At 67.8% G+C, this 13620-nt stretch carries 14 protein-coding genes; 7 read left to right on the top strand and 7 right to left on the bottom strand.

Annotated features, from left to right (window positions below):
• Window positions 1-20: 20 nt before the first annotated feature.
• The 3 genes from CFB81_RS18590 to CFB81_RS18580 all read left to right on the top strand — a co-directional run bounded on the left by CFB81_RS18590 (window position 21) and on the right by CFB81_RS18580 (window position 2341).
• A complete protein-coding gene (locus CFB81_RS18590) occupies window positions 21-407 on the top strand; it encodes a YqjD family protein (protein WP_069618563.1) in 387 nt (128 codons plus the stop codon).
• Window positions 408-471: 64 nt separating this feature from the next.
• Complete coding sequence (locus CFB81_RS18585) at window positions 472-1056, top strand: YSC84-related protein (protein ID WP_069618564.1); 585 nt, start codon at window positions 472-474, stop codon at window positions 1054-1056.
• 232 nt (window positions 1057-1288) lie between these two features.
• Window positions 1289-2341 (top strand): AI-2E family transporter, encoded by a 1053-nt coding sequence (locus tag CFB81_RS18580; protein WP_050017367.1) that lies wholly within the window; start codon window positions 1289-1291, stop codon window positions 2339-2341.
• Between the two features lie 46 nt (window positions 2342-2387).
• On the opposite strand, the gene CFB81_RS18575 is transcribed toward CFB81_RS18580, so the two are convergent.
• Window positions 2388-2819 (bottom strand): thioesterase, encoded by a 432-nt coding sequence (locus CFB81_RS18575; RefSeq protein WP_256976332.1) that lies wholly within the window; start codon window positions 2817-2819, stop codon window positions 2388-2390.
• Here CFB81_RS18575 and CFB81_RS36610 point away from each other — a divergent pair.
• Window positions 2779-2997 (top strand): hypothetical protein, encoded by a 219-nt coding sequence (locus CFB81_RS36610; RefSeq protein ID WP_256121993.1) that lies wholly within the window; start codon window positions 2779-2781, stop codon window positions 2995-2997. The genes CFB81_RS18575 and CFB81_RS36610 overlap by 41 nt on opposite strands.
• Window positions 2998-3109: 112 nt before the next feature.
• Here CFB81_RS36610 and CFB81_RS18570 read toward each other — a convergent pair whose 3' ends face one another.
• From CFB81_RS18570 to CFB81_RS18550, 5 genes are all read right to left on the bottom strand, one after another.
• Window positions 3110-4126, bottom strand: a complete 1017-nt coding sequence (locus CFB81_RS18570; RefSeq protein ID WP_089437055.1) for an NADP-dependent oxidoreductase — start codon at window positions 4124-4126, stop codon at window positions 3110-3112.
• A 37-nt stretch (window positions 4127-4163) separates the two neighbouring features.
• A complete protein-coding gene (locus CFB81_RS18565; RefSeq protein ID WP_069618567.1) occupies window positions 4164-4952 on the bottom strand; it encodes an SDR family oxidoreductase in 789 nt (262 codons plus the stop codon).
• A 453-nt stretch (window positions 4953-5405) separates the two neighbouring features.
• The gene (locus CFB81_RS18560) at window positions 5406-5996 is read right to left on the bottom strand and encodes a phosphatase PAP2 family protein (RefSeq protein ID WP_089436132.1); all 591 of its coding nucleotides are present in this window, start codon (window positions 5994-5996) and stop codon (window positions 5406-5408) included.
• 80 nt (window positions 5997-6076) lie between these two features.
• Window positions 6077-7393 (bottom strand): Nramp family divalent metal transporter, encoded by a 1317-nt coding sequence (locus CFB81_RS18555; protein WP_089436131.1) that lies wholly within the window; start codon window positions 7391-7393, stop codon window positions 6077-6079.
• On the bottom strand, window positions 7342-8406 hold the full coding sequence (locus CFB81_RS18550; protein WP_089436130.1) for a helix-turn-helix domain-containing protein: 1065 nt from the start codon (window positions 8404-8406) through the stop codon (window positions 7342-7344). The genes CFB81_RS18555 and CFB81_RS18550 overlap by 52 nt, the downstream gene beginning before the upstream one ends.
• A gap of 547 nt (window positions 8407-8953) precedes the next feature.
• Here CFB81_RS18550 and CFB81_RS18545 point away from each other — a divergent pair.
• Window positions 8954-9355 carry an OsmC family protein gene (locus CFB81_RS18545; protein WP_069618571.1) on the top strand — a complete coding sequence of 134 codons (402 nt, stop codon included), beginning with the start codon at window positions 8954-8956 and terminating at the stop codon, window positions 9353-9355.
• Window positions 9356-9451: 96 nt separating this feature from the next.
• Here CFB81_RS18545 and CFB81_RS18540 read toward each other — a convergent pair whose 3' ends face one another.
• Window positions 9452-10333 carry a Dyp-type peroxidase gene (locus CFB81_RS18540; protein ID WP_069618572.1) on the bottom strand — a complete coding sequence of 294 codons (882 nt, stop codon included), beginning with the start codon at window positions 10331-10333 and terminating at the stop codon, window positions 9452-9454.
• Between the two features lie 488 nt (window positions 10334-10821).
• On the opposite strand from CFB81_RS18540, the gene CFB81_RS18530 reads away from it, so the two are divergent.
• Both CFB81_RS18530 and CFB81_RS18525 read left to right on the top strand, forming a co-directional pair.
• Window positions 10822-12684 (top strand): ABC transporter ATP-binding protein, encoded by a 1863-nt coding sequence (locus tag CFB81_RS18530; RefSeq protein WP_089436129.1) that lies wholly within the window; start codon window positions 10822-10824, stop codon window positions 12682-12684.
• Window positions 12685-12895: 211 nt separating this feature from the next.
• Window positions 12896-13609 carry a riboflavin synthase subunit alpha gene (locus CFB81_RS18525; RefSeq protein ID WP_089436128.1) on the top strand — a complete coding sequence of 238 codons (714 nt, stop codon included), beginning with the start codon at window positions 12896-12898 and terminating at the stop codon, window positions 13607-13609.
• Window positions 13610-13620: the final 11 nt, after the last annotated feature.

Raw genomic sequence — 13620 nt, 5'->3', positions numbered from 1 at the left:
ATCAAAGGAGGATAAACACCATGGCGCTTACCGACTCGATCGAACACAAGCTGGACCGCGGGCTGTCCGATATCCGTCGCACCGGCCGGCGCGTGGGCCGCACGACGCGCGCGGCCGCCCGCGATCTGCATGCCGACGTGACCGACGATCTGCGCGGGCTGGTCGACGAACTGGAAGATCTGCTGAAAAACGATGGCGATGGCGATATCGCCGCGCTGCGCAAGCGCGTGCAATCCCGGCTCGACGAAGCGCGCGGCGCGCTCGACTACGCATCGGGCAGCGCGGCCGCCCGGCTGCGCGAATCGGCCGAACGCGTGTCGCAGGCCGTGCACGACAACCCGTGGCAAACCGCCGGCGTCGTCGCGGGCCTTGCGTTCGTTGCGGGCCTGCTCCTTTCCCGCCGTTGAACGGGGCGGCGTGCACCGCCGCCCGCCTCGCCCGTCATCCATCAGACAACGAAGGAGAAACGCCATGCAGAAATCCCTCGCCATGAAAGCCGCCGCTGCCGTGATGCTCGGCAGCCTCGCCCTTGCCGGCTGCACGACCACGTCCGGCAAACCCGATAGCCCCGCGGCCAGCGCGTCGAAGCGCGAGTCGATCGACGCCAGCGTGAACGCGACGCTGTCGCGCCTGTATTCGACGGTGCCCGGCTCGCGCGACCTGGTCTCGAAAGCGCGCGGCGTCCTCGTGTTCCCGAACGTGCTGCAGGCCGGCTTCATCGTCGGCGCCCAGTCCGGCAACGGCGCGCTGCGCGTCGGCGGCAGCACCGTCGGCTACTACAACACGTCGTCGCTGTCGGTCGGCCTGCAGGCCGGCGCGCAGTCGAAGGCGGTCGTGTTCCTGTTCATGACGCAGGATGCGCTCGACTCGTTCCGCAAGTCGGACGGCTGGTCGGCCGGCGCAGACGCGTCGGTCGCGGTCGTGAAGGTCGGCGCGAACGGCGCGGTCGACTCCAACACGGCTACCGCACCGGTGGAAGTGCTGGTCCTGACCAATGCAGGCCTGATGGGCGACCTGTCGGTGAACGGCACGAAGGTCACCAAGCTCAACATCTGACGATGCGGCACGCGGCCTCCCGCCGCGTTCGCTTCCCGGCAGCGCCGCGGCCCCGGCCGCGGCGTTTTCGCATGTGCATCACGCAGCGGCTATGATGGCGGCACCTTTGCGGGCATACTCCGCATGGGCCGCCCGGCGGCGCGTCGCGCCGCGAACCCGACGTTCGCGAACCGATCGCGCGCGGGGCAACGAGATTCAATCAAACCACGCATCAATCTGCGCGAATGCACCCATGGATAGCGGACACGATCACCAAAAATTCTTCTACTTCCTGCTGTTCGCGGTCACCGTCGGACTCTGCTGGATCCTCGCGCCGTTCTCCGGCGCCGTTTTCTGGGGCACCATTCTCGCGATCCTGTTCCAGCCCGTGCAGCGCTGGCTGGCCGCACGCTTCGGCAAGCGGCGCAATCTGGCCGCGCTCGTCACGATGTCGCTGATCATCCTGATCGTGATCCTGCCGCTTGTGTTCGTCACGGCCACGCTCGTGCAGGAAATCGCGTACGTGTACCAGGAGCTCAAGGATGCCCAGCCGAACTATTCGCAGTATTTCCACGACATCATTCACGCGCTGCCGACGTCGATCCAGAACCTGCTGCAGAAATACGGGCTGACCAACATCCCGGGCATCCAGAAGAAGCTGACCGACGGCGCCGCGCAGATCAGCCAGTTCGCGGCCACCCAGGCGCTCAGCATCGGCCAGAACACGTTCCAGTTCGTCGTGAGCTTCGGCGTGATGCTGTACATGGTGTTCTTCCTGCTGCGCGACGGCGGCGAGATCGGCCGCCGCGTGCGCCGCGCGCTGCCGCTCGACGAAGAGCACAAGAACCTGCTGCTCGCGAAATTCACGACGGTCGTGCGCGCGACCGTGAAGGGCAACATCGCGGTCGCGCTCGTCCAGGGCGCGCTCGGCGGCCTGATCTTCTGGATCCTCGGGATCGAGGGCGTCGTGCTGTGGGGCGCGCTGATGGCGTTCCTGTCGCTGTTGCCCGCGATCGGCGCGAGCCTCGTGTGGGTGCCCGCCGCGCTCTACTTCCTGATGATCGGCGCGGTATGGAAGTGCGTGATCCTCGTCGCGTTCTGCGTCGGCGTGATCGGCCTCGTCGACAACCTGCTGCGCCCGATCCTCGTCGGCAAGGACACGAAGATGCCCGACTGGGTCGTGCTGATCTCGACGCTCGGCGGGATGGCGCTGTTCGGCATCAACGGCTTCGTGATCGGGCCGCTCGTCGCCGCGCTGTTCATGGCGAGCTGGGACATCTACGCGCGCGCCGAACAGGGCGAATGACGCGCGTCCGGCGGCCGGCGATCCGCACGCGGGCGGACATCGCCGGTCAAGGATGACGGATATGGATCACGACGGGCGCCACGGCGCCCGTTGCTTCATCCGCCGCAACCGTCATCACGCCGCCATACGGGCCGACGCGATGAACACGGCCCGGCGCCAGCGGCACGCTGCGATCGTCGCGCGCGTCGTGCCACGTGGCGCGCACCGCCGCGCCGCCATCCGCCGCGAGCGGCGCGCCGTCCGGCCCGACCAGCATCACCAGCGCACCGGGTAGGCGCCGCCCATGCGCATCGAACCGGAGCGTGGCCGCTGCCCCGCCGTGATCCGCGTTCCGCGCGTCGACCTGCACACCCGCCGGGGCATCGAGCGTCACGTCATAGAGATCGACGAGCGCGCCGGTGAATCGCACGACACCGTCCGCCGCGGGCTGTCCGGCCATGTTCGTGTTCGACATTGCGATCGACGTCGCAGTCGACATCGCGAGCGCGACACCGAGCCCGAACATCCTCTTCCGCACGACTCCCGCACTCACTACCGTCGCCGATGCCAACCGCTTCGCGTTGTCGCGCATGTTCCCTCTCCTCTGCCGCGTCACCAGAAAAAACAGGCGGCGTGACGCGTCGGTCACGCCGCCTGTGTACTGGCAATCACTGTAGAGAGAGCGGCCCGGACAATATATGGGACAAGTCCTAAACTGCAGCCGGATTAATCGAACTCAGCGCGATCGATATGCGCCCGCGCCCCGATCCGACAGGCGAGACACGCCCGTCACGCTTCCGGATCGACGCGCAGCACGAGCTTGCCGCGATGGTCGCCGTCGAACAGGCGATTCAGCACGTCGGGCGCGTTTTCGAGACCGTCGGCCACGGTTTCCTCGGCCTTGAGCCGACCGTCGCGCAGCCAGCCGGAAAGCGTCTGCACGGCTTCGCGGCTCTTGCGGTAGTCGAGGATCAGGAAGCCGCGCATCGTCAGCCGCTTCGAGATCAGCACGCCGACGTCGTCGGCCGCGCGGCCGCTGTTGTAGTTCGAGATCACGCCGCACAGCGCGACCCGCCCGCCGATCACCATCCGCGACAGCACCGCGCGCATCACCTCGCCGCCGACATTCTCGAAGTTCACGTGCACGCCGTCCGGCGTCGCTGCCTTCAGTTGCTGGCGGAAATCGTCGGCCTTGTAGTCGACGGCCGCGTCGAAGCCGAGCGTCTCGGTCAGGTAGCGGCACTTGTCCGCGCCGCCCGCGATGCCGACCACCCGTGCGCCGTGGATCTTGCCGATCTGCCCGGCAATCGAGCCGACCGAGCCGGCCGCCGCCGACACGACGAGCGTTTCGCCCGGCTGCACCGGCGCGATGTCGGTCAGCCCGTAGTACGCGGTCAACCCGCTCATCCCGCATGCGCCGAGCAGCGTCGGCAGCGGCAGGCCCGACTGCGCGGGCAGCTTCACGAACTGCGCGGCCTGCTCGGCCGGCACGACCGCGTAGTCCTGCCAGCCGACGAGCCCCTGCACGAGATCGCCTTCCGCGAACCCCGCATGGCGCGACGCGATCACGCGGCCGATCCCGAGCGCGCGCATCACCTCGCCGATCGCGACGGGCGGCAGGTACTGCGGCACGTCGCTCATCCACACGCGGTTGGTCGGGTCCATCGACAGATACAGCACGCGTACGAGCACGTCGCCGTCGGCGAGCGCCGGCACCGGCGTCTCGACGAGCGAAAAATGTTCGCGGCCGACCCGCCCTTCCGGGCGCGTCTTCAGCAGCAGCTGACGGTTCACGGGTGTCGACATGCTGTTCTCCTCCAATCGTTGTGGTTCGGGATGCGCGTCAGACCGCGCACATGCCGCCGTCGATCACGAGTTCGGCGGCGGTCACGAAGCGGCTCTCGTCGGACGCGAGATACACGGCCGCATGCGCGACGTCGTCCGGCTCGCCGAGCCGGCGCAGCGGAATGCCGCGCGCGAGCTTGCGCGTCGCGTCGCGTTCGCCGAGCGACTGGAACAGCGGCTCGACGATCCCCGTACGGATGAACGCCGGGTGAATCGAATTGCAGCGCACGTCGATCTCGCGGCGCGCGCAGTCGATCGCGACCGACTTCGTCAGCGACGCGACCGCCGCCTTCGACGCGTTGTACGCGGTGAAATCCGGTTCGACCTTGAACGCGGCGACCGACGAAATGTTGATGATCGATGCGGGATGGCTCTCGGCCAGATACGACAGCGCATGCTTGCAGCCGAGCACGATGCTCTCGACGTTGATCGCCATCACACGCCGCCATTCATCCAGCTCGATTTGCGCGGGCGAGCCGATCGAGCCGACACCCGCGTTGTTGACGAGCACCGACAGCCCGCCCATCGCATCGGTCGCCTGCGCGAGCAGCGTCTGCCAGCGCGCTTCGTCGCGCACGTCCTGGGTCGCGGCGAACGCGACCGGCGTCGCGCGGCCCGCGTTGAGTTCCTGCGCGAACGCGTCGAGCACCGCCGCTTCGGCGATATCGGTCACGAACACGCGCGCGCCCTGCTCGACCATCCGGCGCGCGATCGCGCGGCCGAGGCCGCCCGCGGCGCCCGTGATGTATGCGCACTTGCCGGCGAGGCGCGGAGAAACGATTGTCATGTGTCTGCTCCTGTCTTGAATCGTCGTCGCGGAACGCTGCCGCGACGGGGTGTGCGTGCTTTCCGGGCCTTCAGGGCCGCTGCCGGCCGACGTGCGCCGGTGGCCGGTGCGCCGACATGACGACGCGCCGCACGGTTTCCGCGAGTATATCGAGACGAACGCGACGCACGCGTGCCCGGCCGGGCAGACTGTCCGCGGTTGAACGACAGCCAGCGTACGCGAATGCAGCCGATCGTTGAAGTGAATGTTCGTTATGCCCGGTCATAGACATCGAACGGGCTGGCGAGCAAGTCGATTTTCGGGATGCCGGGTGTTGCGTTCCGCACAACCGGGGAAAGCAATCGGGGAGATGAACCGGCGTGGCATCGTGCGACCCGCCGGAAAACCCGGGAAAACGCCGGACGAACGCCGGCAACAGGAAGGCGGCGCCACAGCGCCCGCCATCTGCACCGGTCAGACCCGGTCGCCCGACGGCGCACGCATGAACGCGCAAAACTGCGGCGAATGCGTGTCGATCATCTGCTGGAACGGCGCGCGGTGCCCGTACGCGATGCCCGACACCAGCAGCAGGCAGGCCGCCGCGACGCGCGGCGAGAACGCGCGCTGCCGCGCGCCGTCGTAGCCGCGCAGGAACACCAGCGCAACCAGCGCGCCGAGCATCCAGCCGGCGACGACTTCCGGCACGGTATGCGAATGATCGAACACGCGCGCGACGGCCGTGATCGCGCCGACGGCCAGCCCGGCCGCGATGCCCGGCGCCCTGCCCGGCCGGAACGCCTGCCACAGCATCGACAGCGCGACCGTCCACACCGACGTCGACAGCATCGTATGGCCGCTGATCACGCGGAAATCGAATTGCGGAAGCTCGATCCCGCATCCGGCATACAGGATCTTCGTCGCGCCGACGACGCCCATGCCGGCGGCCAGCAGCACGCCCCAGCGGGCGGCGAGGCGCCAGTCGATCAGCACGAGCCATGCCGCGCAGGTCAGCGCGATCGGCAAGGTCAGCGCGGCATCGCCGATATTGCTGATTTCACTCCACATAATGGACTTCGGGGTCGATCCAAAGGCGGCAGTTTACCGCATGCGCGCCGCACGCCTGTGTCAGCCTGTGACAGGCTGTATCAGCCCGCGACACCGGTAATCAACAGCAGGTTCGTGCCGGTGATCACGGCGAACAGCGCCCAGGCGACCACCTGCATCCCGCGGCCGATCGCGTGTTCGCCCATCGTGTGGCGGTCGCTGACCGAGCGGATCAGCGGCCACATCGCGAACGGCAACTGCAGGCTCAGCAGCACCTGGCTCCAGACGAGCAGTTGCCCGACCGAGCCGTCGCCGAGCCACAGCACGCCGATCAGCGCCGGCACGAGCGCGAGCCCGCGCGTGATCAGCCGACGCTGATAGCACGGGATCTTCGTATGCAGGAAACCGTCCATGATGACCTGGCCGGCGATCGTGCCGGTCAGCGTCGAGCTCTGCCCCGATGCGAGCAACGCGATGCCGAACAACAGCGCGGCCGCGCCGCCGGCGATCGGCGTGATCAGCCGGTACGCCTGTTCGATGTCGGTCACGTTGTGCTGGCCCGTCGCATGAAATGCGGCGCCCGCGACGACGAGGATCGCCGCGTTGACGAGCATTGCGACGAACAGCGACACGCAGGTATCGATGCGTACGAGCCCCAGCGTGTCGCGGATCACGCCGCGCGCGCCGCCGACCACATGCCGCGTCTGCACGACCGACGAATGCAGGTACAGGTTGTGCGGCATGATCGTCGCGCCGACGATGCCGAGCGCGAGCACGATCGCGTCCTTGCGGTCGTGGCCCGGGTCGCCCGGCACGAGCCCGCCGACCACCGCGTGCCAGTCGGGTGGCGTGATCGCCACCTGCGCGACGAAGCAGAACGCCATCGTCGCGATCAGCCCGAGCACGATCGCCTCGATCTGCCGGAATCCCTTGCCCTGCAGGCCGAGCACGATCACCGTATCGAGCGCGGTGAGCACGACGCCCCACGCGAGCGGCACGCCGAGCAGCAGCTTGAACGCGAGCGCGCAGCCGAGCACTTCCGCGATGTCGCACGCGATGATCGACACTTCGGCGGTGATCCACTGCACGACGCGGCCGAACCGGCCGTAGCGGTCGTAGCTGGCCTGCGCGAGATCCTTGCCCGCGACGAGGCCGAGCCGCGCCGCGAGCATCTGCAGGAAGATCGCCGCGACGCTCGAGAACGCGACGACCCACAGCAGCGAATAGCCGAACTGCGAGCCCGCCTGGATATCGGTCGCCCAGTTGCCGGGATCCATGTAGCCGATCGCGACCAGCAGGCCGGGGCCGAAGAAACGCTTGAGCTTCTGCCAGCGCGGCGCGGCGGCGTCGATCGTGATGCTGCCCTTTACTTCCGACGGGCAGAAAGGGGCGGTGGCGGTAGAGGGGAGGAAGGGCATGGAAACCGGGAATCGAGGTCGCGACACGACGATTCTACGGGTATCCGTCCCGTTTTCCCGCGCGCGGCCACGCACGCGTCGCATTCCGCCCCGTCGCCGTCGCGGCACGCGGCGGCGACCCCGTCATCCGGATCGGGCGACGCCGCGCCGTGCGCGAGGATTTTTTCCCGCTCGGCGACGCGAAATTCGGTCGGCGATATCAACAGGCGCTGGCGAAACAGCTTCGCGAGCCGCTCGCCGCTGCCGAACCCGGTGCGCCGCGCGACCTTGTCGGCCGGCAGCGTCGTATGGATCAGCATGTGGCACGCCCGTTCGAGTCGCACGTGCTGGACGAACTCGGTCGGCGTCACGCCGATTTCCTTCTTGAAGCGTCGCAGGAAATTGCGCTCGCTCATCGCGGCCGCCTGCGCGGCGTTGGCGATCGAGATGCGGTTCACGCTCTGCGCGCGCAGCCGCTGTGCGGACATCCGGATCGACGGGCTCGCGCTCAGTTCGCGGAACGCCCACATCGACTGAACATAGCGCTGCTCGACCGGCCGCATCATGTTGCTGGCGATCTCCCGCGCGGCGCCGTCGCCGAGGTCGGCGCGGAACATGTCGAGCGCGGCGGCGAACACGTCGGTCTCGCCGGCCCGCGATTCGATCGTCGTGGCGGCGCGGCGTCGCGCCCTGCCCGGCCGCACGTCGATCGACGACGACGGCCGCTGCGTGGCGGCGAGCGCGGGCAGGTCCATCGCGTCGACGATCCAGCGCGCATGCTGGCGAATGTCGGCCAGGCGCCGCTGCAATGCGTCGTCCCAGTTGACGGCCGCGCGGTCGCCATGAAGATGAAAGAACGCGCGCGCGCGGCGGCTGTGTTCGTCGCCGAGCGGATCGGCCGCGATTCTCACGCCGGACGACGACTGCAACAGTCCCCCGCTTTCGGATACGTACTTGAGCTGGTAATCCACACCGTACCCATGCAGGCGATTCGCCAGGTTGAAGGCCTCGCCGAGACGCGCGGCCTGGGCCAACGAAAACCCCGTACTCAAATAGATAATGACCCACCGCTGATCTGCTGCATTCACTGGCCAAGCCCCCGACTTGTTCGACTTCTTCTAATACCGTCGAACTGTCAGGCTTATATTTGGTTTGAATGCGTGCGACAGGACGGCTATCCCGAAATATGAAGCGACGGCATCTTAGCCGAACGGGTAGCGCCTTTGGCGCGAAATGGCCGACGGGGACAGCATGATGGCGGATTACTACAGGCTGCCGCGCGCCGCTGGTATGCCGATACAGAATCGCGTATGCGATGCAGCCGATTATTGCAGCCGTCATGCGTAATGGCGTGCGTGTTCGATTGCGTTACATCGGCAACGCGAACGCTCGCGTATCGGCGCGAACGGCAGCGACGTGCATCGAACGCGGGCGAACGCATCGCCGCGCTCGTGCGCAGCAGCGCCGGCATCGCCGATGCGTAGCGCGCTGCGCACGCCCGCGCGGCCGGGACGGTATGCTGACGGCTGCACGCCGCCACGCGGCGCCCGCTTTCCTTTATTTGCTTCCCGGAGACCTGCCATGTCGCTCATCCACGCCGCCGCCGTCCTCGATGCCGACGCGCCCGACTACGTCGTCCAGCTGCAGGCCGGCACGCACGCGCTGACCGGCGACGAAGCGCCGCGCGAAGGCGGCCAGGATCGCGGGCCGGCGCCGTACGAATTCGTACTGGCCGGGCTCGCGCAATGCACGGCCGCGACGCTGCGCATGTACATGCAGCGCAAGACGTGGCCGGCCGCACGCATCGCCGTGCGCACCGAGTTGCACGCCGATCGCGAAGGCGTGCAGTACGTGCGCCGCGTCGTGACGCTCGACGGCCCGCTCGACGACGCGCAACGCCAGCGTCTCGCGGAAATCTGCGAGAAAACCCCGGTGACGCAGTTCATCAAGCGCGGCACGCGGATCGACACGACGTTGAACTGACGCACGCGGTACGCCGTACGGTTTGCCGCTCGAAAAACGAAACGGGCGGGCCGCGCATCCGGCGCGCCCCGCCCGTTCGTCGATCCTCCCCGGCGCTTACAGTCCGAGCGCGGCAAGGTCCAGCTTGCCGTCCTTCATCGGCGGGCACCAGAAGTACGCGCCCGTCAGCGGCCGCGTGAAGCGGAACAGGCCGTCGACGATCCCGTCTTCCGCGCCGCTCATCCGGCGCATCTGCACGTCGAACGCGCGGAACGAGCAGCCGAACGCGACGAAGTACAGGCCCGCACGGCGCGTGTCCGACCACGGCGACGAACGGCGCAGCATGAATGCCTCGGGTTCGAAGCTTTCCTGTGCGGTGCGCTTCACGTGCGCGAATTCGGGCGCGTCGTCGAGTTCCTCGTTGTCCGAACGGCGACGCCCGATGATGTGGTCCATCTCGCCCGACGGAATGCGCTCCATCTGGTCGAAGTCGTGCACCCACTGCTGCACCGCGACGAAGCTCGAGCCGTCGAGCCCCGCGCCCTGCCCCGTGACGATCGCCGCGGCTACCGCATCGTCGCCTTCCGGGTTCTCGGTGCCGTCCTCGTAGCCGGACAGGTCGCGATCGTTCGAATAGCGGAAGCCGTCGACGGCCTCCTGCAGCACGAACGCCGGCGCGAGCGCGCGTTCGATCGCCCGCGCGCGCAGCACGATCTCGCCGCGGTCGTCCGAGCGCAGCCAGACCCACACGTCGGCCGGCGTCGCGGGCAGCGTGCGGTCGTTCACCGAGAACGCCGGATAGTCGGTCAGGCCCGGCACCGGGTGACCGAGATAGGCGGCCAGCGCGTGTCCGAAACCGACCACCGTGTCGCGTCCGTCGGCGATCTCGCGCAGCGCGGCCAGCGCCGCGGCGACATTGCCGTCGTTCGACATCGTGAAAGTGAGGTATCGGGCTGCCGTATCGATCGGAGCCAGGATGCCTTGCTGAACGTCGCTCATCGTTTCCTCGGGAATGGTTCGGAATGAATCTGTGCGGGCCACGCCGTCGCGCGCCGCGGACGCGGAAGTGTAATCGATGCGCGCGCCGGCTCCGCACCCGCCATCGCGCAACGTACGCGAAAAGGGGCCAAAACCCTGAATACTAACCGTATCGACGCAGCAACGCCGCATTCGTCAGACGTTGCGGCGCGCGCGACTGTCCTGATAAAATCGCTGCACGTCTTTTCGGCGTCCTTTCATTCAACCGTTCACTTCAGGGAGGTGCAGATGTTCCGAATGCCAGCAACCTTCCCGAACGTGGTCTCGCGGCGCAGCTGATCCAGCCCGCCGTCCGCGCCGGCTCCCGAGTTTTCCGCTAACCCGTCAGCCGCGCTTTTCCCGACAGCCCGTTTTCGTTCCGCCCGCGCGTGTTGCGCGGCCCGGCTGTTGCGTTTTCGACGTTCTCCGAACCGGAAAGTCCCGTCGCGCGATGCGCCGGGCAACGATACATGACCAGAAAAACCTCCCATCTGGGCGGCCACGCATTCCAGGCCGTCTTCGGCTTCACCATCCGTTACTGGCGCAAGCAGCCGGCGCGCATCGCCGCGGTCGCGAGCCTCGCGCTGCTCGCCGCGCTCGCCGACGTCCTCACGCCGCTGTTCGCCGGCCGCCTCGTCGACGCGCTGTCGACCGGCCTGACCGACCGCGCCGCCGCGTGGCATTCGGCCCTCGTCGCGTTCGGCACGCTCGCCGCGCTCGGCATCGGCGCGACGGTGCTGCGCCAGGGCGTCTACCTGAACATCATCACGCTCACGCTGAAGATGATGAGCGAGATCGCCGCCGCGTCGTTCCACCGCGTGCAGCGCTTCTCGACCGACTGGCACGCGAACAGCTTCGCGGGCTCGACCGTGCGCAAGATCACGCGCGGGATCTGGGCGCTCGACCTGCTCAACGACACCGTGCTGATCGCGCTGCTGCCGTCGGTCACGATGCTGGTCGGCGCGACCGTGCTGCTCGGCACGCACTGGCCGGTGATGGGGCTCGTCGTCGGCGCGGGTTCGCTGCTGTACATCGCGGTGACGGTCGCGGTGTCGCTCGGCATCGTCGCGCCGGCCGCCCGGCTCGGCAACCTGTGGGATACGCGCATGGGCGGCGCGCTCGCCGACGCCGTCAGCTGCAACGCGGTCGTCAAGGCGTTCGGCGCGGAAACGCGCGAGGAAGCGCGGCTCGCGCGGGTGATCGGCAAGTGGCGGCAGCGCACGCGCCGCACGTGGGTGCGCGGCACGTTCAACGGCGGGCTGCAGGGCGCGATGCTCGTCGCGATGCAGGCCGCGATGATCGGCGTCGCACTGCGGCTGTGGATGAACGACGAGGCGAGCGTCGGCGACATCGCGTTCGCGCTGACGATGTTCTTCATGCTGCAGGGTTACCTGCGCGACGTCGGCATGCACATCCGCAACCTGCAGCGCTCGGTGAACGACATGGAAGAACTCGTCGCGCTCGAACGCCAGCCGCTCGGCATCGACGATCGCCCCGGCGCGCCGGCCATCCGGGTCGGGCAAGGCGAGATCCGCTTCGAGCACGTGACGTTCCGCTACGGCAACCATCCGGTGCCGCTGTACGACGATTTCTCGATGCGGATCGCGCCCGGCGAACGCGTGGGCCTCGTCGGCCATTCGGGGTCGGGCAAGACGACGTTCATCAAGCTGATCCAGCGCCTGTACGACGTGTCGGGCGGCCGCATCACGATCGACGGGCAGGACATCGCGCAGGTGCGGCAGGATTCGCTGCGCAGCCAGATCGCGATCGTCCAGCAGGAGCCCGTGCTGTTCCACCGCACGCTCGCGGAGAACATCGCGTATGCGCGCCCCGACGCGAGCCGCGCCGACATCGAGCGCGCCGCGCGTCTGGCGAGCGCGCACGACTTCATCGCCGCGCTGCCGGACGGCTATGACACGCTCGTCGGCGAACGCGGGATCAAGCTGTCGGGCGGCGAGCGCCAGCGCGTCGCGATCGCGCGCGCGTTCCTCGCCGATGCGCCGATCCTGATCCTCGACGAAGCGACGTCGAGCCTCGACAGCGAAAGCGAGCTGCTGATCCAGCAGGCGATGGAGCGGCTGATGGTCGGCCGCACGACGCTCGTCGTCGCGCACCGGCTGTCGACCGTGCGCGCGCTCGACCGGCTGCTGGTGCTCGATCGCGGCAAGGTGATCGAGGAAGGCAACCACGATGCGCTGATCCGCATCGACGGCGGCATCTATCGCCGGCTGTTCGAGCGGCAGGCGCTGGAGCTCGCGAAGGGGCTCGCCGATTCGCCGCGGCGTATGGCGGATCGCGATGCCGGGCCGCTGGGAGAGCCGGCGAAGGTTTGATGCAGGCGCATCACGACACGGCCCGGCGGCGCGGTCATCGCCGCCGGGCCGTATCGGCCAGCCAGCGGATCCGGATCGAGGCCGTGCCACGCGCACGGCCTTTTTTGTATCTGCGGCACGTGCTCGCCGGCGCCGGCCCGCGCGCCGCGGCATGTCCGGCAGCGGGATCACTTATCATGTCGGCCAGGAAATTTGCGACGAGGGATCGATCATGTTTACAGGCATTGTTCAAGGTGTTGCCGTCATCAACGCCATCAAGGATCACGGCGAGCTGAGAACGTTCAGCATCGAATTCCCCGAACGGTTCACCGACGATATCGAGATCGGCGCGAGCGTGTCGGTCGACGGCGTGTGCCTGACCGTGACGACCATCCACTCGCCGGTGCTGATCGACTTCGACGTGATGCTGCCGAGCCTGCGGATCACGACGCTCGCCGACCTCACGACCGGCGCGCGCGTCAACGTCGAGCGGGCCGCGAAGGACGGCGCGGAAATCGGCGGCCATCCGCTGTCCGGTCATGTCGATTTCACGGGGACCATCGCGCACATCGCGTCGTCCGAGCACAACCGGATGATCCGTATCGGCGTGCCGGCCGAATTCAAGCGCTATGTGTTCGCGAAGGGCTACATCGCGATCAACGGCTGCAGCCTCACCGTGTCGGACGTCAATCGCGACGAAGGCTGGTTCGACGTCTGGCTGATTCCCGAAACGCGCCGCGCGACCACGTTCGATGCGAAGGGTGTCAACGACAAGGTCAACATCGAGATCGAGCGCAGCACGCAGGTCGTCGTGGATACGATCCGGGAATCGGTCAAGGAAACGCTCGGCGAATTGAACGGCGTCGTCACCGCACTGCTCGCGGAAAAAGGCATCGATATCGAGGAACTGCTCGCGCGTCATGTCGCGCGGCTGCCGAAGCAGTAAGCGCGATGCCC

This window comes from Burkholderia sp. AU28863 (genome assembly GCF_002223195.1).
GTDB lineage: Bacteria > Pseudomonadota > Gammaproteobacteria > Burkholderiales > Burkholderiaceae > Burkholderia > Burkholderia sola.
The sequence above is the reverse complement of the archived record's forward strand: the minus strand, read 5'-3'. Positions and strand labels throughout refer to the sequence as shown.